This window comes from Amycolatopsis sp. NBC_01488 (assembly GCF_036227105.1).
In the GTDB taxonomy this organism is placed as follows: domain Bacteria; phylum Actinomycetota; class Actinomycetes; order Mycobacteriales; family Pseudonocardiaceae; genus Amycolatopsis.
Map to the genome: position 1 here is coordinate 6,200,055 of NZ_CP109434.1, position 23,354 is coordinate 6,223,408.

The window sequence follows — 23,354 nt, forward strand, 5'->3', positions numbered from 1 at the left end:
GACGGGATGAAGGCAGTCATCTGCGGTGCCGGTGTAGCGGGTCTGGCCGTGGCCGGCCGGCTGGCGGCGACAGGGTGCGATGTGGTGGTCGTCGAGCGTTCACCGGGCCCGCGCGAACAGGGTTACATGATCGACTTCTTCGACACCGGGTACGAGGCGGCGGAGGCGATGGGTCTCCTGCCCGCCTTGCGGGAGGTCGCCTATTCCATCGAGGAGGCGACGCTGGTCGACGCGCGGGGACGCCGGCGGGCGGGTGTCGACTACGACCAGTTCGCCCGCGCGGTGGACGGAAGGTTGATGAGTCTCCTGCGGCCCGATCTCGAACGGGTGCTGCGCGAGGCGCTGCCGCCTGAGGTCGACCGGCGGTTCGGCACCGGTCCGGTGGACGTCGCGGACACCGGTGACGGGGTGCGGGTGACGCTCGCCGACGGCGAAGTGGTGGACGCGGACGTGCTGGTGGGGGCCGACGGGATCCACTCGGCGGTCCGGCGGCTCGTATTCGGCGAGGAGTCCCGTTTTCTGCGCTACCTCGGGTTCCACACGGCCGCGTTCCTGTTCGACGCCCCGGAGATCCACGCGGCGACCAGGGGCCGGTTCTGCCTGACCGACACCACGGGCCGGCAGATGGGGTTCTACGGATTGCGGGACGGGCGGGTCGCCGTCTACGCCGTGCACCGCACCTCCGACCCACGGCTGCCCGACGACATCCCGGCAGAACTGCGACGCATCTATGGTTCGCTGGACTGGGTGGTGCCCGACGCCCTGGACCGCTGCCCGCCCGGCGAGGACATCTACTACGACCAGCTCGCCCAGGTCGAGCTGCCGTCCTGGAGCAAAGGCCGGGTCGTGCTGCTCGGCGACGCCTGCTATGCGGTTTCCCTGTTGGCCGGCCAAGGCGCGTCACTCGCGGTCGCCGGCGCCTACGTCCTGGCCGAACAGCTGCGGCGCGCGCCGTCGGTGGCTGAGGCGTTCGCCGGTTACGAGCGGCTGTGGCGTCCGGTAGCGGAGGAGAAGCAGCGGGCCGGCCGGGCTGGTGCCCGCTGGTTCCTGCCGGAGAGCCGGTTCCAGCTCGCGGTCCGGCGCGCCGCCCTCCGGCTTGCGCGGCTGCCGGTGGCCGACCGGTTCCTGGCGGGGGCCGTCGTGGGCAAGTCGAGCGGCGTGATCACCACGATGAGGCAGGCCGCGGCCGAGCTTCCAGCTGTGTCGAGGAAAGCGGGGAAAGGTGACCGGGGTGCGCGCCACCAGGATGAATTCCCTGCTGCGGTGGGTCTTCCGGGTGCCGGTGAAACTGTACGAGCGGGACCTCGGCCGGCTGCTGGGCGGCCGGTTCCTGTGCCTGACGCACGTCGGGCGCCGATCGGGACGCCGGTACCGGACGGTGCTCGAGGTGGTCGGCTGCGATGGGGAGACGGAGGAGGTCTTCGTCGTCGCCGGCCTCGGGGCGTCATCGGACTGGTATCGCAACATCCAGGCGTCGCCGGCGGCCGAGGTCGTCGTCGGACGACGGCGGTTCGTCCCCGAGCACCGGATCCTGGGTGGGGATGAGGCCGTCCGGGTGCTCGCCGGTTACGAGCGGCGCAACCGGTTCCTGGTCCCGGTGATCCGCCCGGTGCTCGGCAAACTGCTCGGCTGGCGCTACGACGGCAGCGACGCGGCCCGGCACCGGATGGTCCGGCAGCTCCCGATCGTCGGGTTTCGCCCGGCGGCAACCGGAAAAGTCGGATAGCTGGTCTTCGGCGGAATTGCGTGATCTCACGAGTCTGGTGTCGTCGTGTGCGCGGGCCGACATCGGACGGCCATCCCGCGGTCATCGTGCAGCATCAGGAAACAGTTCGACTGAGCGAGTGATCGTCCGATCGCCGCAGTTGATGCCTTCCGGAGGAGTACCAGTGCCGATTCCCGTGTCCGAAGCTTTTAGCGTCCAAGCGCAAACCGCGCAGAGCAAGATCGGTGAGTTGCGCAGGCCCGGCCGGTATCTGGTGAGCTCGGCGCTGGCCGGCGCGTACATCGGGATCGCGGTCGTGTTGCTGCTGGCCGTGACGGGCCCGTTGAACGCGGCGCAGTCACCGTGGACCAAGCTGGTGCAGGGCCTGGTCTTCGGCATCGCCCTGACGGCCGTGGTGTTCGCCGGGGCGGAGCTGTCGACCGGGAACATGATGACGATGGTGCAGGGCGTGTTCGCCCGCCGCCGGGGCGCGGGGGCCGGATTGGCCGTGATCGCCGGGTCGTTCGTGGGCAACCTGGTGGGCTCGGTGGTGTTCGCGTGGCTGGTCCACGAGAGCGGTATTCTGCAGGCCGGGGCGACTCCCGGGCACGCGGCACCGGCGGCGGCGCTGCTCGCGGCGACGGTCAAGGCGAAGGCCGCCGAGTCCGGTGCGATGCTGTTCTTCCGCGGGGTGCTGTGCAACTTCCTGGTCTGTCTGGCGGTGTGGATGGCGACCCGGACCAAGTCGGACGGTGCGAAGCTGGCGCTGATCTTCTGGTGTCTGCTCGCCTTCATCGGCTCCGGGTTCGAGCACGTCGTGGCCAACATGACGGTGTTCTCCCTGGGCCTGTTCGAAGGTGTGCCGAATGCGACCTTCGGTGCCTTCGCGCTCAACCTGGTGCTGGTCGGGCTGGGCAACCTGGTCGGTGGCGGAGTGCTCGTCGGCGCCGGGTACGGCTTCCTTGGCCGGACCCGCCGGGCCGACGCCGCCGCGTCGGCCGAGCCTGCGGAGGTACTCGAGCCGGCTTCGGCCTAGAGCCTGTTTTGATGTGCTGACCAGCGGAGCTTGTGGTCGGCGTTGTGGGGTGTGGCGTGTCTTGGGTGAGATAGACGAGGTCTCCGGTAGACCGATCAACGACCAAGCTGATCAAGTACACCGGAGACCTCGTGCCCAGCCTAGCGGCGACGGGGCGAGCCGATCTGACCGACGCGCAGTGGGCGATTCTGGAACCGCTGCTGCCTGTCGGCAAGAAGCCCGGCCGCCCGCCACTGTGGAGTAAACGCCAGCTTTTGGACGGTATCCGCTGGCGGGTTCGTGTCGGTTCGCCGTGGCGTGACGTCCCACCTGTGTATGGCTGCTGGCAAACCGTCTATGGCTTGTTCCGGCGCTGGCAGCGCGCTGGTGTGTGGGCGTTGATCTTGGCGGCGTTGCAGACTCGGGCCGACGCCGCCGGGTTGGTCACCTGGGAGGTGAGCGTGGATTCCACGATCAACCGGGCGCACCAGCATGCCGCAGGCGCCCGCATCGAGGGCGACCTGCAGAAAGAACCGCCAGGCGGTATCGGCGAGCCCGAACCGGCCGACCACGCGCTGGGCCGGTCGCGGGGAGGCTGGACGACCAAGCTGCATCTGGCCACCGAGCAAGGCCAGAAACCACTGTCGTTGCTGGTGACCGCCGGTCAACGTGGTGATTCACCGCAGTTCGAGGCGGTGCTGGCCAGGGTCCGGGTCGCCCGGGTTGGTGGTGGGCGAGCCCGGACCCGGCCGGATCGTGTCCTGGCGGACAAGGCCTACAGTTCCCGCGCCAACCGGGCCTATCTGCGGCGGCGCGGGATCGCGTGCACGATTCCCCAGCCCTCTGATCAAGTCCGGCATCGCCGCAACCGCGGCCGGGCCGGTGGGCGGCCACCAGCATTCGACCCAGAGATCTACAAGCAACGGCACGCGGTCGAGTGCGGCATCAACCGGCTCAAACGCAACCGAGGCGTCGCCACACGGTTCGACAAACTCGCGGTTCGCTACGAGGCGACCGTGCACATCGCGGCGATCAACGAGTGGCTACGACATTGAAACAGGCTCTAGTCTGCCGGCCAGGTCAACCGCGACGGGGTTCGCACGGGCCACGTTGAGTGCCGGACGCGGTGCCGGCTCACGGAGCAGAGCAGCATCCCCGTCACGGCGCCGGCGTGCCCGTCCGCGTGGTGGATCGCCGAAGGCGTGGGCCGACTCTGGTCACGGTGGCTTCGAACGGGCGGCGTGCCGTTTCGGCCCAGTCGACGTCTTCGTAGATGACCGGGTGATCGAAGTTGCCGGGAGTCTCCCAGCCGGTGACGGTCGTGACATGCGAAGGACTTCGATGCTGCGGCGGCCGTTGCGGTGAGCCGGGGCACTCAGCTGTCGGTTCTCCCGCTAAGTGTTGCGTACTGCAATGGTGTCTACAGGAAACGATATGCCGGTCGGCTGCCGGTCCCGGACCGGCAGCCGCTCGGGCGATGTGAGCGCGGTGAAAGCCTTCGCCTCGGCGCTGACCATCGGGTCCGGTGGCTCGGTCGGACGGGAAGGCCCGATCGTGCAGATCGGCTCGGCGCTCGGTTCGACGCTGGGGCGGGTGATGACCGGCTTGCCGGTCCTGGCCGGCGAACACCAGATGACCGGGTGGATCACCCACCAGTCGGTGCTGTCCGCGCTCGCCCCGGCCCGTGCGAGCCGATGACCGATGCTGGGCGATGCGGTGAAGGCCACCGCCCCGCCGCCGGGGTCGTCGGCATGCTGCTGAGTGCGGCTGTGGGGACTCGCCCTCTTCGCCGAGGTCATCCTGGTCTTCAACCCATGAGCGAACCGCCCCCGTTCCTCCCGGCACCTCGGACGCGGGCCGCCGCGAGAAGGATTCCGGGTCGCCGCCGGGGCGCCGGCCCGGCGGCGCGGTTTACCGTTGTCACGCGCCGCGCCGCACTGCTGATCTGGCCCGGAGCCGGGCAAGATTCACTTCAGAGTGCCGGGACCGGCAGACTCGCGTAGTCGACGTCGCCGGTCTTCTCGAGCAGTTCGATGTGGGTCTTGATGTAGTCGCCCGCTACTCCGGCGAACGGCCGGACCAGGGTGTTGCGGGTGTCGGCCCGGACTGTCGAGACGAGGATCAGGGCTTGGGCGTGGGCCGTCCGGAGCGTGTTCACGTAGTCGCGGTCGAAGACGTCGCCGGTCTCCGTCTGCATCCGGGTGATGCCGACCTGCATGTCGGGGCTCGGCTGGCCGGGGATGGGCAGGTTCATCCTGGTGCTGATGTCCTTGTCCCGGGTTTCCAGGTCCTTGTGCTGCTCGATGATCACGCGGGCGGCCTCGCGGACGGCCGGGTTCGCCGAGCGCTCCTGTGCCCAGATCGACGTGGTGATTTCGCGGAGGCTGGTCTGCTCGACCAAGCTGAGCAGCTTCCGGTCGACCGGACTCAGCGCTCCGAACGGTGTCTCCGACAGGGTCCCTTCGTCCGCGGCCGCGTCGGAGCGAGAGGCCGGTGCCGTCGAATTGGATCCCGGCTGTCCTTGAAGCACGCCCGGGTTCGCGGCCGGCTGTGCGTTTGGCGGCGCGCACGCTGCGAGCCCGAGTGTCAGCGAGGCGAACAGCGCGGTCGTCACCCGGCGGAGCTTTCGGTCGGTCATCTTCAGCCTCCTGGAAGGGGAACAGGCCACCCACCCGCCGCCTGGCGGCGGCTCCCACTGGGACATACGCGGGAACGAGACTGTCGGTTCATCCAAATCGGTGCCGGACAAGCAAGTTGTATCAGACAACACTTTCCTGGTGCTCGGGGACGTACCGCTCGCGGCCGTCCACAGCTCGGATTGCGTCGCGCTCGCCGAGCGGCCTGCCTCTCCACCGCTGCAGGCGTCTTCGACTGGAGCGTAAGGGCGTGCCTGGTTCAGTTGTCCGTCTTGGCGGCGCGCCAGCGGTCGATGACGGCGGGGAGTTCGCGCATCATGTATGGCATGGACGTCGCCATCGAGCTCGACCACCTCACCAAGACCGTAGACGAATGCCTGTCCTTCCTGGCCCACCTGCGTGGTGGTGTGCCCCGGGCCCGGATCGTCGCGCTCGCCGACCATCGCGCGAGACGCAGGGGATGAAGCCGGCATCCTGCGGGTCGTCGAGAGAGCCAGCGACGGCGCACGGCAACTGCTGGTCGCCGACGCGGCCCGCGCACTGGCCACGCCTGGCGTCCGCGCCCGCACTGAGCACGCGCTGCGGAAGTTCCTCCCGCTGCTGCACTCGAACCCGCGGAACGTCAAGAAGTTCCTGAACATGTATAGCGTGCTCCGGGCCGTGCGGATCCTGGAGAACAACACGGTGCCCTCCGACTCCCTCGCGCTGTGGACGATCGTCAGGGTTCGGTGGTCGGCGATGGCCGACGCCTTGGAAGCTGATCCTGATGCGGTGCGCGGCATCGTGGAGCCGCTCTGGGCATCCGAATGCTTCAGTCGGGAGCTCAAAGAGCTCGCGTCCGACCCGCACTCGCCAAGTCCGATGGCGGCCGGTTGTCGGCCGACCCGGCCTGGACGTATGCGTACAAACTGGACGGTTACCGCGCCTGCATGGCCCGCACGTGCCCGAAGTGCTGAAGCGCATCGGGGACGGATCCCTGGACCCGTACCCGATGCTGTCCGGCCCGCTGGACTACGGCGACGTGGTCGAGGTGCTGCTGAACCCACCGCCGGGCAAGCCGGTCTTCACGCGAAGCGGGCGGTGAAACCCTGCGGCTGCAGCCATTGACGCTCGCGCCTCAGTGTGCTCTAGTGATGTAACTAGTTACTGAAACTAGTTACATCAGACAAAACGGAGGTAGCCGGCGTGGTGCAGCAAGTGGTGGTGATCGGTGCCGGGGTGTACGGCGCCGCGGTCGCTTCGGAGCTGGCGCGGCGCGGGGCCGGGGTGACCGTGGTCGACTCCGGCGCACCCGCGGGCGGCACCTCGGGGGCGACGTTCTCGTGGACCAACTCCAACGGCAAGGAGCCGCGGCCCTACCACGACCTCAGCGTCGCGGCGATGGAAGCGCACCGGAAGCTCGCCGCCGCGGCCGGCGGCGACTGGTACCACGAGACCGGCAACCTGGAGTGGGCCGCGGACGAGGCGGAGCTCGAACAGCTGCGCCGGAAGGTCGACTCGGTCACCGGGTACGGCTACGGCGCACGCTGGCTCACCCGCGGCGAAGCACTGCGACTCGAGCCGGACATCGACCCGGACGGGCTGCCCGCCGACGGGATCGCGTACTTCCCGGACGAGGGCTGGATCGAGCCGGCCCGGATGATCGGGTACCTGCTGGCCGCGTCCGGGGCCGAACGCGTCTGGAACGACGCCGTCACGCAGATCGACGTCTCCGGTGACCGGGTGCGTGCCGTCCGGCTGGCCTCCGGGCGGGAGCTGCCCGCCGACGCCGTCGTGAACTGCGCCGGACCGGAGGCGGCCGACATCGCCGCGCTGGCCGGGCTGGCGCTGCCCATGCGCAACACCCGGGGTGTGCTGATCTACACCTCCCCGGTGGCGGTCGCGGTCGGCCGGGTGATCCACGCGCCGCACGTGCACCTGCGGCCCGACGGCGCGGGCCGGCTCCTGCTGCACACGCACGAGGTGGACGGCGCGGCGCACGTCTCGGACTCGGGGGAGATGAGCGTCGACCCCGCCGCCGTGGACGAGGTCGTCACCGCGGGGCGCGCGCTGTACCCGGGTCTCCACGCCGCGAGCGTGGAGAGCGTCCGCGTGGGCGTCCGGCCCATCCCCGGTGACGGCCTGCCGGTGCTGGGCCGGGCGGCCCGGCTGCCGAACTTCCACTTCGCCGTCTCGCACAGCGGCGCGACGCTCAGCGTGCACGTCGGCGCGCTCGTCGCTGCCGAGGTGCTCGGCGAAGACCATTCCGCCGAACTGGCCGCGTTCCGGTTCGAACGCTTCTGAAGGAGGACGTCGTGCGCACCACGGTTCTGCACGCCTGCGACCTCGCCGACGGCACCGGTGACCCGGTCCGGCCGTCGGTCGACGTCGTGGTCGAGGGCGACACGATCCGGGAGATCGTGCCGACCCGCCCCGCCGAGGAGTACGGCCGGGTCGACGAAGTGGTCGAAGCCGCGGGCCTGCTCGCGCTGCCCGGCCTGATCAACAACCACACCCACGGCACCGCGTACGGCCCGCTGTTCCCCAGCGGTCACGAGGCGCTGCCCGCCGCGCAGGTCCGGGCGAACCTGGACCGGCACCTGGCCGAAGGCACCACCACCGTGCTGTGCGTCGACGGATTCGTCACCGCCGACGCGGTGGCCAGGACCAACGACGACCACCCGGTGACCGTCCGGCTGGCCTCCTGCAACACGCCGGCCTGCCTGCACGCGGCGGCGACGGCCGACGGTGGCGGGCTCACCGACGAGAGCCGGGCGTTCACCGCGCCCCGTGCGGTCGAGGCCGGCGCGGTGGCGCTCGGCGAGATCGGTGCCGGCCACACCCTCGGCGGTGGTGGCGCGAGCTACATGTACATCCCGGCCGAGATCGCCCGGCGCACCGGCACGACCATCACGCCCCGGCAGGCGGACGCGCTCAAGGTCGCGGTGCTGGGCAGGCACATCGCGGCGGCGTCGTTCGACCGGGACGCCCTCGAGCAGGCGCTGGCGGACGCCGGGCTGACCGGCAAGCTGTCGGTCGACGAGGTCCGTGAGCTCGTTTCGGAGATCATCCTGCCCGCGTTCGACATCGCCCTCGACGGCCTTCGCGAGGCGGGGGAGTACGCGGCCCGCGCCGGTGTCCCGGTGCTGGTGCACAACGCGGCCGCGTCGATGACGCAGGTCGCGGCGGTCGCCCGCACCGGGGTGCCGCTGATCGCCGGGCATTCGAACCACTCCAGCTTCGAGCTGCGCGAAGCCCTGCGGCACGCCGAGCGGCTCAAGGAGCTGGGCGCGACCGTGGACGTCTCCACCCTGGACACGTTCGGCGCGCGGCGGCTGACCAGCGGGCCCGACCTGCTGTTCGCGCTGTTCGAGGCCGGGCTCGTCGACACGATCTCCACCGACTACGCCGGCGGGTTCCACGACCCGATCCTGCTGGCGATCGACCGGGCGGTCGCGGCGGGAGTGGTGACCCTGCCCGCCGCCATCGCGATGGCCACCGGCAACGTCGCCGACGCCATCCCCGGCGTGGCACCGCGGCGCGGCCGGGCCGCACCGGGCATGATCGCCGACCTGGTGCTGACCGACCCGGCGGACCTGCCGCGGGTCCGGACCGTCATCATCGGTGGCCGGACGGTCGTGCGCGACGGCGAGTGCGTCGCGGCCTGACGGCGCGGCGGGGAAGGGGCGCACGGTGAAGCGGACGACGATCGGGGACGTCGCGGCGGCGGCCGGGGTATCGGCGGCGACGGTGTCGCGGGTGCTCAACGGCGGCGCCGTCAAGGAGGACACCGCCACCCGGGTGTGGGCCGCGGCGGCCGAGCTGGACTACACACCGAACGCCCTCACGAAGAGCATCTTCGCCGGCCGGTCCAACACCATCGGCGTCATCATCGACGACCTACGCAGCCCGTTCTACCTCGACCTGATGCGCGGGATCGACGAGGTCGCCGACGCCAACGGCAGCCTGGTCATGTTCGCCAACACCTTCCACCGGTCCGGCCACGAAGCCGCCCAGGTGCAGACGATGGACGAGCAACGGGTCCGCGGGCTCGTGGTCACCACCGGCGACTCCACCGACGAGCGGACCGGGCGCATGGCCGTGGGCGGCACCCCGTGTGTGATCGTCGCCCGGCCGGCGCCTGGGACGCAGGCCAACCTGCACTCGGTCGCCCTGGACAACGTCGCGGCGGGCCGGCTGATCGCCACGCACGTGCTCGCCTGCGGGCACCGGTCCGTCGGCGTGGTCACCTCCGGCGGCCGGCTGTCCCAGCGCGACCGCACGGAAGGGTTGCGCCGCGGCCTCGCCGAGGCGGGTGTTCCGCTTCCCGCCGTCGGCGTGGTCTCCGTCGAGACCGACGACCACGCCGACGCCGCGCTGGCGACCCTGCTGCGGCAGCCGGTCGACGTCGTCGTGTGCCTGACCGGACGGCGGACGGTGGCGGTCCACACGGCACTCGTCGCGCGTGGACTGTCCATTCCGGACGACATCGGCTTCCTCACCATGGACGACTTCGCCTGGGCGCCCGCCCTCGGCATCACCGTCGTCGCGCAACCCTCCTACCGCATGGGGCAGCGGGCGGCCGAGCTCATCATCGACAACCCCGGTGAGCCCGCACGGCTGACCTTCCAGCCTGAACTGCTCGCGCGCACTTCCTGCGGCGAGCGGCACTGACCCGGGACGTCCCGGACACCAACTTCGCACAGCGCGTCACCACCCACCGGCGCACGTTCCGGTGTGGTGCGCGGCCGCGCGGAAACAGGGGTCAACGATGCCCACCTCCCCGACCCGCACCCCGCGGCAGCTCACCGTCCGCCTCGGCGGCGCGGCGGGTCAGGTCATCGAGTGGTACGACTTCACCATCTACGGCTACTTCGCGGTGTTCCTCGCTCCGCAGTTCTTCCCGGCGCACAACGAGGTGGCCGGCTTGCTGGCCACGTTCGTCGGCCTACTGTCCACGTTCGTCACCCGCCCGCTCGGCGCGGTCGTGGTCGGCCACTTCGCCGACCGGCTTGGCCGGCGCCGGATCCTCGCGGTCACGATCTTCGGCGCTTCGCTTTCGGCGGCGGTGATCGGCGTCCTGCCTTCGGCGTCGTCGATCGGCGTGGCCGCGTCGGTGCTTGTCGTGCTCTGCCGGCTGACCCAGGGCATCTTCACCGGGGGCGAGGTCCCCGCGGCCGGTTCGCTCGTGCTGGAGCACGCTCCCGCCCGCCGCCGGGCCTTCTCGGCCAGCTGGGTCCAGGTGGGCGCGGCCGCGGGCAGCGTCCTGGCGTTGCTGGTGGCCACCCTGCTGTCCACTGTGCTGCCGCACGACGCGCTGGCCGAGTGGGGCTGGCGCATCCCGTTCCTCGTCGCAGCGCCGCTGGGCGCGGTCGGCTGGTTCGTCCGGGCCCGGCTCACCGAGACTCCGGAGTTCGCCAAGCTGGCCGAGCACGGCGAGGTGGTCCGGGCACCCATCGTGGAACTGGTGACCAACCCGCGGCACCTGGGCCGGATCCTCCGGCTGCTCGGAGTGTTCCTGTGCGGCAGCTTCTTCGCGTTCTACATCTTCCTGACCTACGTGCCCACGTACCTGCTCGGCCACGCGCACCTCGGCGAGCGCGCGACCTTCGCCAGCGCGTTGATCGCGCAGTGCTTCATGATGTGCGTGATCCCGCCGGCCGGGCGGCTGGCGGACCGGATCGGCCGCCGCCCGGTGCTCTTCGCCGCCCAGATCCTGTTCGTGGTGCTCTCGGTGCCCGTGTTCCTGCTGATGGGGCTCGGGACGTTCGGGTTCGTCCTGCTGGCGCAGCTGGTCATCGTCATCCCGATCGGCTTGCACCAGGCCGTCCAGATCCCGATCATGCTCGAGCTGCTGCCGACCCGCGTCCGGGTCAGCGGCGGCGGGCTGGCGTTCGGGATCGCCTCGGCCCTGTTCGGCGGCACGGCGCCGATCTTCGCGGTGTGGCTGGTGGGCCGCACCGGAACGGGCACCAGCGTGGCGATCGCCGTCGTGGTGGCCGCGCTGATCAGCATGGCCGCCACGGTGGCGACACCCGAGACCGGGCGCCGGGAACTGGAGGCCTGAGTGGACACGCACCCCCGCGACACCGTTCCGGAAGCCGGAACCAACCGGCTGTTCGCGCGATCGCCGTGATCGACCGGGCGGGCAACAAGCTGCCGCACCGGGGCCAGAGCCGGAAGGAACCGGAACATGAGGACCGAGATTCGTCGCGGTGAGCGGGTGCTGCGGGATGTGATGGTTCGGGCAGGCGGTGTGGTGGGGCGCCCAGCGCGTTGCAGGCGAACCAGGCGTGCACGATCTCCGGTCCGTTAGGCAGCATCACCAGAACGGTGTCGCCCTCGGTGACCCCCAGTTCGCGCAACCCGCCGGCGAGGCGCGCGTTCGCTCGTGGAACTCCGCGTAGGTCACGGGCGACCCGTCCCTCCACTGGAACGGGTTGTCCGGGGTGGTCGAAGCCCAATGGTCGAGTGCGTCGAGAACGGACCACGGGCGTGTGCTCGGCTCACTCGCGCCGTCGGCGGCGCGGCCACCGCCGCCGACGTGGTGATAGGGGTTCCGCCCGGCCGGGTGTCGAGGACGGCAGTGGTTACGGTGTTTGTTCGGAACGGGCGAGCAAACGGTCGGTCAGTTCGAGCGTTGCCAGGTACCACCAGGCGATCTGGCGGCCGTGGTGGCTGCGGGCGGCGTGCAGTGGACGGTCAACACCGCACTCGTCGGCGCGGTCATCGCCTGGACGGTGACCATCGAGCACCCGCGTCAGGTGCTCGGCAGCGCATCGGACAACCTGCTCGAGGTCGCCCAGCTCGCACTCGGTGTGTTCGTTGCGCTGGCGCTGCTGATGATCGTCCCGACGTTCGCCTGCACCAGTGCGTCCAGCTCGACCAGTACAAGCTGGCCGCCCGTACCGACCAGCGCACCGGGCTGCTCAACGCCATCACCTGGCACGAGCAGGCCAGGCATGCTCTGGAACGGGCCCAGGCCACGGCGGCCCGGGTTGGCCTCCTGATGATCGATCTGGACTGGTTCAAGCGCATCAACGACAACCACGGCCATCCCGTCGGCGACGAGGTGCTCGCGAAGGTCGCCACCGTGGTCACCAAGGCGGTTCGCCAGGGTGACACTGTCGGCCGCTACGGCGGGGAAGAGTTCGCCGCCCTCCTGCCCGGCGTCGAGGAGGACGAACTCCGCGCGATCGCCGAACCCATCCGTACCCGTATCCGCGCGCTTCGCATCACCGCGCCTACCGGTGAACTCATCCCGTTGACGGTCACCGTCGGCGCTGCGCTCCATCCCGAGATTCCCGAACCCAGTCTGGATGGGCTCGTCCGAGCTGCCGACAACGCGCTTTACGCGGGCAAGCGGGCCGGTCGCGACCGGGTAGCCCTCGCCAGCTGTTGAGGCGGCCACAGCAGGTGTCCGCTGCGCGATTCGTCGTGTGACCTCTGGGGAGCAGTATTCGCTGGCCTGTATACACCGGCTACGCGGGCTGGAGCCAGGTGTTGACGTCTCCTGGCACCCGCAGCAGCTACGCCACGCGCGGCTCGTCCAGGCCATAGCGCAGAACGGGCATCAGTGCGGCTGCATCACGTCGTAGAACGCCTGGGCGATGGCTTTTACCCTGCCCTTGCAGGCTTGTGTGTCGTCTGCGGGCATTTTCCAGTCGGAGATTCCGATCTTGAACGTCGCGTTGCTGTCCAAGACGACCAGGTCGCACATCGTTCCCCGCGGAGCTGGCCCCCACGCCGCGCTCTCGCCCAGGTGCACCGCCGGGTCGAGCACGTAGCCGCCGGAGGAGGTGTAGACGTCGAATCCGGTGCGCTGGCGCTGCACGCTGTTCACCTCGAGATCGAGGTGAACCGGTCCATGGAGTCCGACCGTCACCGCCCCGTCGCTGGGCCATTCGAGTGGTCGACAGTTCGCGCAGGAACGGGCGGATCGGCGAGCCGGACACGACAAGCCTGTCGAACAGCGTAGTCAGAACTGGCCGGCGTCGGCGGCTACCAGCGGAATTGGCAGAGCTCCGCTCACGATCCTCGCTGTCTCCTCCGGCGACAGCTCATTCGCGCAGGACGCGGAGATGCTGGGAGACGGCTCGGCGTCATGACGAAGACCCGGGCCAGGCCGGTGGTCGCGGCGGGTGAGCGGCAGGGGTCAGGTCCGGTTTGCGATGTGCTGCGCGCCCAGCTGTGAACGCAGTGTGCTCAGGTCGCAGTACGCCCGCGGCGGCAGCCCGAAGCGGCGGCGGAACTCGTTGATGAAATGCGACGCGCTCGGGTAGCCGACCGCCCGGGACACCGACACGACGGTGCCGTTGCCCCGCACCAGCAGGTCCCGCGCCCTGGTCAGCCGCATCTCTTTGACGAACTGGTACGGCGACTTCCCGGTGGATTGCCGGAACAGCGCGGTCAGCGCCGACGGGCTCATCGCCACCTGCTCCGCCATGTCGGTGACGGTCAGCGGCTCGGCCAGGTTGTCCTGGATGAACGTGATGACCCGCGCGACCGGATCGTGGTTCTGCTGCGCCGCGGCGATTTCCAGCAGCCGCTCGTACTGCTCGGCCTGCAGCACGCGGTAGACCATCTCCTGCAGGTACGCGGGCGCCAGGATCCGCCGGTCCGGCCCGGTGGACAGCGCGCGCAGGAACCGGATGACCGAACTCATCAGCCCGGAGTCCAGCGCCGAGACGAACGCCTTCGACGGATCCGGCGGGCTGTCGACCAGCATTTCCGCACGCCGCTGTTCCAGCATTTCCACCGACACCCGCCGGACCACCGCGGGGTCGATCTGCAGCACGAAGGAGAGGAAGGGCTTCGTGACGGTGGCCTCGAGGATCTCGGCCTGGAAGTGCAGGTGGCTGTTCAGAACCAGGTAGTTGAACGGGTCGTACCGGTAGGGCTGCCCGTCCACCGTCACGCACTTACGACCCTGGCTGACCACGCACAGTGACAGCGATTGGACCTCTTCCCAGCTGGGCGCGGTGGGCTCGTGGAAGCGGTAGATCGTCAGCCCCGGCCACAGCCCGGTGTTGCCACCGACCTCCGGTGCGCGTCCCGCCAGCTCGGAGATCAGGTCACCGGGCGTCATCCGATCTTCCAGCGGCGGAACGGACCGCACCATGCCTGCCTCCGACGTCACGGAGCCGCCCCGACCGCACCGGCGACTCGGCCGTTTGGACCCACGAGTTTACGCTGCGCAGCCGAGCGAAGCGAGTCCTGTCCGAGCCCGCTCACCCGATGGTCTCGAACTCCCGCACGCTCCGCTCGGCCAGGTTCGGGATCGCTTCGCCGAGCACATGCTTCTGGAACGCGTCGGTGGCGCGGTGATCGGCGTACCCGGAGGCGTCGACGTACTTCTCGTACAGCACAAAGGTGTCCGGGTCGTCCCGGCTCACGTGCGCCTGGAACTCCAGCATCTTCTCCTCCGCCCGGTTGCCGGGCGTGACGGTTTCCAGGATCTGCCGAATCTTCTCCGCCTGCCCAGGCTTCGCGACCCAGGTGGCGATGACGACATAAGCCATGAATCCTCCGAAGTGCTCAGAGCTGCTCAGAATTTGCTGAAACCGATGGCGCGCAGCTGCTCTTGGCCGGCGTCGCTGATGTCCGACGGCCGCCACGACGGGGACCAGACCCACGCCACCCGGAAGTCCGCGACGACGGCGGCGTCCTCCAGCAGCGCCGTCCGGATCTGGTCCTCCATGATCCCGGTGAGCGGGCAGGCGGGTGAGGTCAGCGTCATGGTCAGCGTGGCGACGTTGTGCTCGTCCACCGTCACGCCACGCACGAACCCCAGGTCGACGACGTTGACCCCCAGGTCGGGGTCGAGCACGTCGTAAAGCGCCTCCCGCACCGGAACCGACCGCGCGTCCGCCGGCGCACTGTCGACGACGGGTTCGTCCGCGGCCACGACGGGCGCCGGTACGGCGGCGGCTTCGTACGCGCCTGCCGGTTGCAGTTCGACACGCACGTCGGCTGTCTCGCTGCTGATCCAGTCGGCCTTGCCGTGCGCCTTCCGCCGCACCCGCACGATCGGCTCCGCGGGTGTGGCGGAACCGCCGGCCACGATCAGCTGCCCGGCAGAAAGCCCGGCTCGGCCGGCGTTCGCCAGTGCCTTGTCGAGCACCCGGGCGACCGGCTCACACGTACGACCGGGCCCGCGCCGCAGCTTCGCGACCGCGTCCACCACGCTCAGCCCACGCACGCGCGCCAGCGCCGTCCGGGCGTCGGCGGCTGTCACCCGCGTCTGGGGCGCCACCGTTTCCAGCACCGCAAGGGTCGTCACGACAGTTCCTCCTCGGTGATCTCACCGGGCTCAGGCCCGGGATGCTGTCTTGGTGCGCGGCATCAGCCGTTTCAGCGGCAACGACTCGTCGGCGAGCTGCTCGGCCGTCACCTCGTGCGGTGCGAACAGCATCCGGCGGGCCGCGAGCACGTCACCGGGCCGGTTGAGCGAGATGACACCCTGAATCCGGCCGTCCACCAACGAGAACGCCGAGAAGCTGCGGTCGGCCAGGCGTCCGCGGAGCACCACCGAATCGAAGGCGCCCATGCGGCCGGTCGACTGCAGGCTGTGCTCGTACTGGTCGGACCAGAACCAGTGCGCCTCCTCGAAGGGCGTCACCTCGCCCGCCAGGTTGGCGGCGACGTTCGCGCCCTGGCGCACGGCGGTGTCGTGGTGTTCGACCCGGATCCGCGTGCCGTAACGCGGGTGGTGCTGGGCCGCGACGTCACCGGCCGCGTACACGTGCGGCGCCGACGTCCGCCCGTACTCGTCGACCGCGAGCCCGCCGTTCGCCACGGCGAGCCCGGCGTCCTGCCCCAGCTCAACGTTCGGCACTGAGCCGATACCGACCACCACCAGATCGGCCTCCACGCGGTCGCCGCGGCTGGTGGTCAGCACGAAACCGTGCCGACCGCGGTCGAGGGCCGTGACGTGCTCGCCCGGGCGGATTTCCACGCCGCGTTCGCGATGGATGTCCATCAGTACCGCGCCGATGGCCGCGCCGAGCACCCGCGCGAGCGGAGCGGGCTCGGGCTCGAACAGGGTGACCTGGGTGCCGAGCGCGGTGGCGGACGCGGCCACCTCGCACCCGATGAACCCGGCGCCCAGGATCGCGATCCGCCGCGCCGTCGCCAGTTCGGCACGCAGTCGTCCGGCGTCGGCGGCCGTGCGCAGGTAGTGGACACCCTCGCCGTCGAACCCGGAAAGGCGTCGCGGCCGCACACCCGTGGCCAGCACCAGGTCGTCGTAACCCAGACGCTCCCCTGTGGACAGTCCCACGCTCCGGCCGGCCACGTCGAGGGCCACGGCGCGCACGCCGAGCCGCAACTCGACGCCGTTGGCCGCGTACCAGTCCGGTGTCAACGGCCGCACCAGCTCCGGCGGCCCCGTCAGGAACTCCTTCGACAGCGGCGGCCGCTCGTACGGCGCCGCCGTCTCCTCGCCGACCAGCACGACGTCACCGTCGAAGCCCCGCTTGCGCAGGTGGGCGGCGGCCGACGCGGCCGCGACACCGCCGCCCACGAGCACACAACGCTTGGTCGTCATCCGACGTCCACCCGGATCGTGCCGTCCTCGTCCACCCGGCAGGGGAACGAGGTGAGCCGGCAGTTGTCCGGGTTGACCCCGGAGCCGCTGCGGGCGTCGAACACCCACAGGTGCCGGGAGCACGTGAGGGTCTCGCCGTCGAAGTCGCCCTCGTCGAGCGCCCAGGCCTGGTGCGGGCAGCGGTTCCGGTACGCCCGCACGTCGCCGTCGATGTTCATCAGCAGGACTTTCTCCCCGCCGACCTCGACGCCCGCCATCTCGCCTTCCCACAGCTCGTCGAGTTGCATGGCCTCCTGCCACTGCCCGGTCATCGCTCCGTTCACCGCGCCGCACGCATCCCTTCCGGCTCGAAGATCGGCTCGTGGAACGCCTCGCGGGCGGCCTTCGCGCCGGCGGCCACCTCGCTCGCCGGACGGCCGTGCTCCGGCCGGGTCTCGAGCAGCTCACCCAGCCCGGCCGCCGCCGCGTCCGCGATCGGCGACCAGCGGTCGATCCAGCGCCGCAGCACGTCGGCGTTCGACGGCCGCTGCTCGACGGCGAACCGCGCCAGCGCCGAACTCCACCGGTTGCGCCGGTTGTTGTCCTCCTGCAGGAACGACAGCAGCAACCAGGACTCTTCGTCGCGGTTCTCGCGCGAGACCTCTTTGAACTGCCGCACCAGCACGTCGTCGAACGTCGGCGCGAGCACCAGGTTCAACGCAACGAACGCCTCACCCCAGTCGTAGCTGACGAGCGCCTTCTCCACCGCGCGCCGGGCCGGCTGCCAGGCGTCGAGGTTCTCCCAGATCTGCCGCTCGGCGGTACCGGCCCTGCTGTCCGGGTGCGCGATCTGCAACTCGCGGGTCCGGTACGCGATCAGCGTGACCCGGCGCAGGTAGTCGGCCGTGGCGAAACCCGCCGTGTTGGTCACATACGAGGTCGGGGCCAGGTAGCCGAGGTACGCCTGGATCTGCTGACAGCCGTGCAGGAGGTAGCGCGACGGCGTGAACAGCGAGGTCAGCAGCGCCAGCTGCCCGGGCGCGAGCGCGGCGTCCGAGCCCGCGTACTCTTCGAGCACGCCACCGGTCTTCGCCTCGGCTTCGGCCTGCACCGTGACGTATGTCTTGTAAGTCAACGCGTCCGGGTCGCGGAAAGCGTCCCAGTCGTCGACCTGCAACGGCGACTTGTCGCGGTAGGTCAGGAACCACAGGTTGGCCGGCGAGGACGGGTTCTGCTCGAACGCGCCCGTGCGGTTCTTGCGCAGCGTCCAGTTCTGGGCGTGCGTGACGATCTCGTAGTCGCTCGGCATCCGGCGGATGTCGCCGAACGCGCTGAACGTCTTGCGCGGCCTTGCCTTCTTCGGCTGTGTCATGCCCTCACCTCTTCACCGGCCGACGCGGCCTTGCGCGCCGAGATCCGTTCCCACACGATCGAGCCGCTCGTGGTGATGGCACGCCCGGCGAAGGACGACATCATGGTTTCGAGCGAGCGGATCTCGAACTCGCTGCCGAGGTAGCGCCGCAGCGTCTCCTCGGTCAGCACCACCCGGTCCTCACCCTGGATCCGGACGTACGCACCCCGGTCGATGACTTCGATCTCCTGGTCCGGGTTGTCGTCCTCGATCGCCGCGATCACCTGCTCCACCTCGTCGCCCATGCGCAGGATCGGGCCCACTGGGTTCTTCACCGTGCTCCCTCCTGCAGGTCGTACTCGACGCGGACGTGGTCCAGCGGCCCGATGCCCGCCTCGGCCACGGTCAGCTCCGGCGGCAGTCGCCGTCCTTTGTGGAACACGACCTTCTCCGCGTCGCGGGCCCGCACGCGCTTGCCCTCGACGTGGTGGGCGACCGCGGCCGCCACCTCCCGGATCGTGTCCGCGGTGGTGACCGGCACCAGGATCTGCACGAAGTCGTCCGCGAAGATGGCGTTGAGCGGCACCAGCTGCGGGGCTTGGTCCTCAGGCCCCAGCTCGACGGTTCCGGCCATGGCTCAGTCCTCCCCGTGGCCGGCGGCCAGCGCCAGGCCCGTCGCGGGACGGCCGACGTAGTCCCTGGTCCAGGCCTCGTAGTCCGGGTCGTCGCCCATCACCTCGGGCGTGAGGCCCATGTGGGTGAGGATGCCGCCGACGTCCATCGGCTGGATCTGCCCGGCGAGGAACCGGTCGATCAGCGTCTCGTGGTTGACGTTGTCCCGGTCCTTCCACCAGATCTGGCGGCAGGCGTTGGTGCAGAAGTGGTGGGTCTTGCCGTCGTAGTCCAGCTGGTAGGTCGGGATGCGCCAGCGGCCGGACCGGGTCTGCTCGGCGTTGCAGCAGGGCAGGTTGCACATGCTGCACAGCCACGGCAGCGTCTCGGGGAGCGTGGCCTCGACGTTGTTGGCGTTGATGTTGTCGATGATCACGTCCCACTTGTCGCCGTAGACCTGCTCCCAGTTCGGGTACTTCTCGCGCAGCCAGTCGCGCTCGTCCTTGCTGACGGCGGCCTTCGGGCGCCACCACAGCGTCGGGCGCCAGGTCCACAGGCCCATGTGCAGCCCGTGGTGCCAGGTGTCGAGGCCGCGCATGAACTCGTCCCAGAACCACGGCTTCTTCAGCCCGTAGTCCTCGATCGTGTGGACGAACTGGTCGACGATCCATTCCTCCATGAACTCCCGGTAGGACTGCTTCCGGTGTTCCAGCGGGGTGTAGTAGTCCATCGCCGGGCCGGTGAGCGCGGCGAACGCGCGGGCCGAGCCCCAGAAGTTCTTGTCGATGATCCACTGGGCGCGCACGGGGTCGTGCTCGACGAGGATCTCCATCGTGGGGCCGCCCTGCTGCGAGTGGCGGGCCTCGTCGGTCTGGATCGAGGAGATCATGTTGGCGAAGTTGACGTCGCCGGCCTCCAGCGCGTCGGCCGAGAGCGCGATGAACTGCAGGTTGGTGAACCCGGTCTCGAAGGTGAACGGCAGCGCGATCGCCAGGTCCACCACGTTCGGTGCGATCATCATGCCGTCGAACAGGTTCCGCAGCGAGATCGGCACCCAGTTGTCCATGTGGAACGTCTTCTGGGTCCAGTCGTACTGCGGGTCCTTCTTGATGAACTCGTGCCCGAAGAACGTGGTGATCTGCGCGTGCCGCAGCTCGTCCAGCTGGCCGAAGGCGGCCATGTTGCGCCAGGCCGCGTTCAGCCCGAACCGCGCCATCTTCAGCTCGCCGAGCACGGCCGCGTACTCGACCAGCGCCACGCCGCCGAAGTGCATCTTGGTGGAGGACTTCCAGCCCTCGTCGAGGTGGTCGAACGTGGTCGAGCGCTGGAGCGCGGCCTTGACCGCGTACGCGGACTGCTCCTTGTCGCGCTGGGTCGCCACGTAGTCGGGGTAGGTGACCTTGTAGTCCTCTTCCCAGCCCAGCCAGGCTTCCCGTGGCACCTTGCCGGTTCCGCTGTGCCATTCGGGGAACACGGCTTCGTCGTCGACGTAGCTGTAGGTCCAGTCGACGTCGCGGACGAACCCCTGCCACTCTTCCCGCTTCAGCAGCGTCATCGGTGCTTCCCTTCTCAGTCGACTTCGAGGTGGCCGAGCTGGCGGTTGATGCCTGCCCCGTCCCAGTAGGCGGAGATCCGGTCGATGAGCCCGTCGCCATCGACGTGGAAGAGGAACAGGTGGGGCTCGCTGAACTTCTGTCCGCGAGGTTCGGCGGCACCCCAGGCGAGCTGTTGGGTGCCGCCGATGTCGCAGCGGACCACCACGTCGCCGGTGTCGTTCGCGTCGACGGTGTGGACGTCGGTGAACAGGTCGGGGAAGGAGGCGATCAGCCCAACCCAGATGGTCTTGCCGACCGTCTTCACCTTGCCGTCGCCGCGCAGCACGCGCTGCTTCCCCCACAACTCGAACGGCACGTAGAAGAAGTCGGCGTTGTCGGCGCACAGGTCGGTCATCGCGTCGACGTCGTGGCGCCGGTAGGCGTCGAAGAAGGCCGTGACCCGGCCGGCCGCTTCCCGGCTGCGGCTGCGCGGTTCGGTTGTCGTCATCGGATTCCCCTCACACGAGCGAGATCTGGTCGAGGCGCTTCACGGCGAGCCGCCGGTACAGCTGGTTCTGGCACCAGTACGCGTCGACGCCGGTGATGCGGTCACCGGATACGGTGAACCGCCAGGCCTGGTCCACGTCGAGGTGCTTCTCCTGGTTGATCGCGCCGAGGTAGCCCGCCGCCTGCGTGCCCTCCACCTTCAGCTCCGCGGTGACCACGGAGCCGGTCTCGATCAGGTTCTTCACCGTCACGAGCAGGTCCGGAAACGCGGTGGCGGTCTCGGTGAGGAAGGCCCGCAGATCGGCCGGTCCGCCTTCGCGCAGCCCGGTCGGGTGGATGTCCACGCGCGCGGAATCGTCCACAACGGACAGCGCGGCTTCGACGTCAAGACTGCCGAAGGCGGTCAGGAAGGCCGACACGGTCTGCGCCGGGGTCGCTTCCGCGGCGGTCTCGGCCTGAGCTTCGGCCTGGTCCCTGCGGGTGAAGAGTTTCATCGCTGTCCCACCGCCTTCAGCAGCGCATCGGCCGTCGCCTCGGTGGAGGCGGGGTTCTGGCCGGTGATCAGGTTCCGGTCCACGACCACGTGGGAGACCCACGCCGACGGCCCGTCGTCGAACACCGCGCCCGCGTTCTTCAGCGCCGTGTCGACGTACCAGGGCAGGCCCAGCTTGCCCGGCACCGTCTGGTCCTCCTCTTCGTCGGTGAAGCAGGTGAGGCGGTACCCGTCGAAGAGCCACTGCCCGTCTTCGCGTTCGGGGGCCGACAGCAGCAGCGCGGGCCCGTGGCACAGCGCGGCGATCGGGGCCTGCTTGTCGTGCAGCACCTTCAGCAGCCTTGCCACGTCGGGGTTGTCGGCGAGGTCGACCATCGGCCCGTGGCCGCCCGGGGCGAACACGGCGTCGAACTCGGCGAGCTGTGCGTCGCTCAAGCCGGCCAGCGAGGTGGGCTGCCGGAAACCCGGGATGGCGTCCAGCCTGGCCTTCCGGTCGGCGGCCAGTTGCCGGCTCGCGGCGTCCAGCTCGGCGACCGCGGCCCGGATCTCCTCCGCGGGCAGGCCGCCGTCGAGACCGTCGTCCACCATCACGTCGGCGAGCTGCCGGTCCTGGCGCCAGGCGATCTTGGCGGCCTTGCTGACCAGTGCGTGGGCCTCGGCGGGTGAAAGCCCGCGGGCCTTGAGCCGCTCGGCGATCCGCCGCGCGGCGACCAGGCCCAGCTCGGTGTTCTGGTGCAGCGTGATCCGGATGTCGTCCGGGTCGTGGTGGAACGTGCGGGCCACGGACGCGAAGAAGTCCTGGTCCTCTTCGGGGTAGTGGAAAAACGACTCCAGCCCGTAGGGATCCGCGAACGGCGGCTCGCCGTCGGGCGTCAGCACCACCACCTCGGCCCCGGCGTCGACGAACCGGTCGTACGGTTTGACGGCCTCTTCGGCGAAGTAGCCAGTGGTGTGCCGGCTGCCGTCGGCGAGTTCGATCTCCTTCGCACTCGAGACGAGGTAGGCGATGCGCGCCATGTGACCTCCAGGTGAACGTGCGGTTTCGGTGGGCGTGCCGAAACGCTAGCCGCCGGGTGATCCCGGCCGCATCGAAGATTCCTGCGGAAGATGTGCGGATTCCGGCAACCGGTGCGGGTTCCGGTCGAGGTCTGCAAGATTCGTGCACGAACCGGCTCGCAGTACGGCCGCGGCGGCTACTTTCGGGGCGGTCTTTCCGGCCGACGGCGCCGGAGTCAATCCTCATCGAGAGCGAGGTCTTCCCCATGACACGCGTACTGTTCGCGGTGTCCGGCTCGGCCCACTGGACACTGGCCGACGGCACCCGGCACCCGTGCGGCTTCTGGCCCGAGGAGCTGGCGGTGCCGCACGAGATCTTCCGCGACAACGGTTTCGACCTCGTGATCGCCACCCCGGGCGCGGTGGTCCCGACGGCCGACGAGGCCGGTTTCAGCCCCGAGATGAACGGCGGCTCGGCCGAGCCGGGACAACGGTTCCGCGCCTACCTCGAAAGCATCGCGAGCGAACTCGGCGCACCCGCCGACCTGAACGAGGCCGACCCCGCCGAGTTCGACTTCGTGTTCGTCCCGGGTGGACACGGGCCGATGGAGGACCTGGCTGCCAGCAAGGAGTTCGGCCGGCTGATCGCGGAGTTCGACGCCGCGGGCAAGCCCGTGGCCGCGGTCTGCCACGGGCCGGCGGCGCTGCTGCCGGCGACGGGCGCCGACGGCCGGTGGCTGTTCGCGGGCCGCCGGGTGACCGGCTTCAGCAACGTCGAGGAGGGGCAGGTCGGGTTCGCCGACAAGGCACCGTGGCTGCTGGAAGATCGTCTCGTCGACGGAGGCGGACGGTTCGAGAAGAGCGCCGGCGCTTGGGAACCCCACGTGGTGGTGTGCGGAAACCTTTACACCGGACAGAACCCGGCCTCGTCGGCCCCACTGGCCGAGCGGCTCGCCGAGGCGCTGAAACCGGTCGAGACCGTCCACTGAGCCGTGACG

The 23,354-nt window shown here is 69.9% G+C and carries 27 protein-coding genes and 3 pseudogenes; 15 read left to right on the forward strand and 15 right to left on the reverse strand.

Features of this window, described 5'->3' with window-relative positions:
• Positions 1-6: 6 nt before the first annotated feature.
• The 6 genes and pseudogenes from OG738_RS29400 to OG738_RS29425 all read left to right on the forward strand — a co-directional run.
• Positions 7-1,185, forward strand: a pseudogene (locus OG738_RS29400) (FAD-dependent monooxygenase); the annotation flags it as partial.
• A gap of 61 nt (positions 1,186-1,246) precedes the next feature.
• Positions 1,247-1,522, forward strand: a pseudogene (locus OG738_RS29405) (nitroreductase family deazaflavin-dependent oxidoreductase); the annotation flags it as partial.
• A gap of 33 nt (positions 1,523-1,555) precedes the next feature.
• Complete coding sequence (locus tag OG738_RS29410) at positions 1,556-1,726, forward strand: hypothetical protein (protein WP_329057072.1); 171 nt, start codon at positions 1,556-1,558, stop codon at positions 1,724-1,726.
• 163 nt (positions 1,727-1,889) lie between these two features.
• On the forward strand, positions 1,890-2,741 hold the full coding sequence (locus tag OG738_RS29415) for a formate/nitrite transporter family protein (protein ID WP_329045694.1): 852 nt from the start codon (positions 1,890-1,892) through the stop codon (positions 2,739-2,741).
• Between the two features lie 131 nt (positions 2,742-2,872).
• The gene (locus tag OG738_RS29420) at positions 2,873-3,775 is read left to right on the forward strand and encodes an IS5 family transposase (RefSeq protein ID WP_329045696.1); all 903 of its coding nucleotides are present in this window, start codon (positions 2,873-2,875) and stop codon (positions 3,773-3,775) included.
• 421 nt (positions 3,776-4,196) lie between these two features.
• Positions 4,197-4,316 (forward strand): annotated as a pseudogene (locus OG738_RS29425) (chloride channel protein); the annotation flags it as partial.
• Between the two features lie 376 nt (positions 4,317-4,692).
• Here OG738_RS29425 and OG738_RS29430 read toward each other — a convergent pair.
• On the reverse strand, positions 4,693-5,358 hold the full coding sequence (locus tag OG738_RS29430; RefSeq protein ID WP_329045698.1) for a DUF4142 domain-containing protein: 666 nt from the start codon (positions 5,356-5,358) through the stop codon (positions 4,693-4,695).
• 324 nt (positions 5,359-5,682) lie between these two features.
• Between OG738_RS29430 and OG738_RS29435 the strand changes: the two genes are divergently transcribed.
• The 6 genes from OG738_RS29435 to OG738_RS29460 all read left to right on the forward strand — a co-directional run bounded on the left by OG738_RS29435 (position 5,683) and on the right by OG738_RS29460 (position 11,402).
• Positions 5,683-5,820, forward strand: coding sequence for a hypothetical protein (locus OG738_RS29435; RefSeq protein WP_329045700.1), 138 nt, complete (start codon positions 5,683-5,685; stop codon positions 5,818-5,820).
• Positions 5,821-6,296: 476 nt separating this feature from the next.
• On the forward strand, positions 6,297-6,440 hold the full coding sequence (locus OG738_RS29440) for a hypothetical protein (protein ID WP_329045701.1): 144 nt from the start codon (positions 6,297-6,299) through the stop codon (positions 6,438-6,440).
• A gap of 101 nt (positions 6,441-6,541) precedes the next feature.
• Positions 6,542-7,639: an NAD(P)/FAD-dependent oxidoreductase gene (locus OG738_RS29445; RefSeq protein WP_329045703.1), complete on the forward strand. Its 1,098-nt coding sequence runs from the start codon at positions 6,542-6,544 to the stop codon at positions 7,637-7,639.
• 11 nt (positions 7,640-7,650) lie between these two features.
• Positions 7,651-9,003, forward strand: coding sequence for an amidohydrolase family protein (locus OG738_RS29450; RefSeq protein ID WP_329045704.1), 1,353 nt, complete (start codon positions 7,651-7,653; stop codon positions 9,001-9,003).
• Between the two features lie 25 nt (positions 9,004-9,028).
• Positions 9,029-10,009 (forward strand): LacI family DNA-binding transcriptional regulator, encoded by a 981-nt coding sequence (locus tag OG738_RS29455; protein ID WP_329045706.1) that lies wholly within the window; start codon positions 9,029-9,031, stop codon positions 10,007-10,009.
• A 97-nt stretch (positions 10,010-10,106) separates the two neighbouring features.
• Positions 10,107-11,402 carry an MFS transporter gene (locus OG738_RS29460; protein ID WP_329045707.1) on the forward strand — a complete coding sequence of 432 codons (1,296 nt, stop codon included), beginning with the start codon at positions 10,107-10,109 and terminating at the stop codon, positions 11,400-11,402.
• On the opposite strand, the gene OG738_RS29465 is transcribed toward OG738_RS29460, so the two are convergent.
• A complete protein-coding gene (locus OG738_RS29465; protein ID WP_329045708.1) occupies positions 11,344-11,826 on the reverse strand; it encodes an AMP-binding protein in 483 nt (160 codons plus the stop codon). The two genes, OG738_RS29460 and OG738_RS29465, sit on opposite strands and share 59 nt — an antisense overlap.
• 108 nt (positions 11,827-11,934) lie before the next feature.
• Here OG738_RS29465 and OG738_RS29470 point away from each other — a divergent pair, with 108 nt between their 5' ends.
• Positions 11,935-12,345 (forward strand): hypothetical protein, encoded by a 411-nt coding sequence (locus OG738_RS29470; RefSeq protein ID WP_329057074.1) that lies wholly within the window; start codon positions 11,935-11,937, stop codon positions 12,343-12,345.
• Entirely contained in the window at positions 12,273-12,737 is a 465-nt protein-coding gene (locus tag OG738_RS29475; protein WP_329056885.1) for a GGDEF domain-containing protein, read from the forward strand. Before OG738_RS29470 ends, OG738_RS29475 begins: the two co-directional genes overlap by 73 nt.
• 171 nt (positions 12,738-12,908) lie before the next feature.
• Here the strand turns inward: OG738_RS29475 and OG738_RS29480 are convergent, their stop codons facing one another.
• From OG738_RS29480 to OG738_RS29540, 13 genes are all read right to left on the reverse strand, one after another.
• Positions 12,909-13,220: a hypothetical protein gene (locus OG738_RS29480; protein WP_329045710.1), complete on the reverse strand. Its 312-nt coding sequence runs from the start codon at positions 13,218-13,220 to the stop codon at positions 12,909-12,911.
• Positions 13,221-13,490: 270 nt separating this feature from the next.
• Complete coding sequence (locus OG738_RS29485) at positions 13,491-14,456, reverse strand: AraC family transcriptional regulator (protein ID WP_329045711.1); 966 nt, start codon at positions 14,454-14,456, stop codon at positions 13,491-13,493.
• Positions 14,457-14,565: 109 nt separating this feature from the next.
• Positions 14,566-14,856 carry a putative quinol monooxygenase gene (locus OG738_RS29490; protein ID WP_329045713.1) on the reverse strand — a complete coding sequence of 97 codons (291 nt, stop codon included), beginning with the start codon at positions 14,854-14,856 and terminating at the stop codon, positions 14,566-14,568.
• A 26-nt stretch (positions 14,857-14,882) separates the two neighbouring features.
• Positions 14,883-15,617 (reverse strand): iron-sulfur cluster assembly protein, encoded by a 735-nt coding sequence (locus OG738_RS29495; protein ID WP_329045715.1) that lies wholly within the window; start codon positions 15,615-15,617, stop codon positions 14,883-14,885.
• Between the two features lie 30 nt (positions 15,618-15,647).
• Positions 15,648-16,883: an NAD(P)/FAD-dependent oxidoreductase gene (locus OG738_RS29500; RefSeq protein WP_329045716.1), complete on the reverse strand. Its 1,236-nt coding sequence runs from the start codon at positions 16,881-16,883 to the stop codon at positions 15,648-15,650.
• Positions 16,880-17,194 (reverse strand): Rieske 2Fe-2S domain-containing protein, encoded by a 315-nt coding sequence (locus OG738_RS29505; protein ID WP_329045717.1) that lies wholly within the window; start codon positions 17,192-17,194, stop codon positions 16,880-16,882. The genes OG738_RS29500 and OG738_RS29505 overlap by 4 nt, the downstream gene beginning before the upstream one ends.
• Positions 17,195-17,202: 8 nt before the next feature.
• The gene (locus tag OG738_RS29510) at positions 17,203-18,234 is read right to left on the reverse strand and encodes a toluene hydroxylase (protein ID WP_329045718.1); all 1,032 of its coding nucleotides are present in this window, start codon (positions 18,232-18,234) and stop codon (positions 17,203-17,205) included.
• Positions 18,231-18,548: an MmoB/DmpM family protein gene (locus tag OG738_RS29515; RefSeq protein ID WP_329045719.1), complete on the reverse strand. Its 318-nt coding sequence runs from the start codon at positions 18,546-18,548 to the stop codon at positions 18,231-18,233. Before OG738_RS29515 ends, OG738_RS29510 begins: the two co-directional genes overlap by 4 nt.
• Complete coding sequence (locus tag OG738_RS29520; protein WP_329045720.1) at positions 18,545-18,847, reverse strand: toluene-4-monooxygenase system B family protein; 303 nt, start codon at positions 18,845-18,847, stop codon at positions 18,545-18,547. Before OG738_RS29520 ends, OG738_RS29515 begins: the two co-directional genes overlap by 4 nt.
• A gap of 3 nt (positions 18,848-18,850) precedes the next feature.
• On the reverse strand, positions 18,851-20,380 hold the full coding sequence (locus tag OG738_RS29525; protein ID WP_329045721.1) for a toluene monooxygenase: 1,530 nt from the start codon (positions 20,378-20,380) through the stop codon (positions 18,851-18,853).
• 14 nt (positions 20,381-20,394) lie between these two features.
• Positions 20,395-20,868, reverse strand: a complete 474-nt coding sequence (locus tag OG738_RS29530; RefSeq protein ID WP_329045723.1) for a nuclear transport factor 2 family protein — start codon at positions 20,866-20,868, stop codon at positions 20,395-20,397.
• A 10-nt stretch (positions 20,869-20,878) separates the two neighbouring features.
• The gene (locus OG738_RS29535; protein ID WP_329045724.1) at positions 20,879-21,361 is read right to left on the reverse strand and encodes a nuclear transport factor 2 family protein; all 483 of its coding nucleotides are present in this window, start codon (positions 21,359-21,361) and stop codon (positions 20,879-20,881) included.
• A complete protein-coding gene (locus OG738_RS29540; RefSeq protein ID WP_329045725.1) occupies positions 21,358-22,377 on the reverse strand; it encodes a type 1 glutamine amidotransferase domain-containing protein in 1,020 nt (339 codons plus the stop codon). The genes OG738_RS29535 and OG738_RS29540 overlap by 4 nt, the downstream gene beginning before the upstream one ends.
• 245 nt (positions 22,378-22,622) lie before the next feature.
• On the opposite strand from OG738_RS29540, the gene OG738_RS29545 reads away from it, so the two are divergent.
• Positions 22,623-23,345 carry a type 1 glutamine amidotransferase domain-containing protein gene (locus OG738_RS29545; RefSeq protein ID WP_329045726.1) on the forward strand — a complete coding sequence of 241 codons (723 nt, stop codon included), beginning with the start codon at positions 22,623-22,625 and terminating at the stop codon, positions 23,343-23,345.
• The last annotated feature ends 9 nt before the right edge of the window (positions 23,346-23,354 follow it).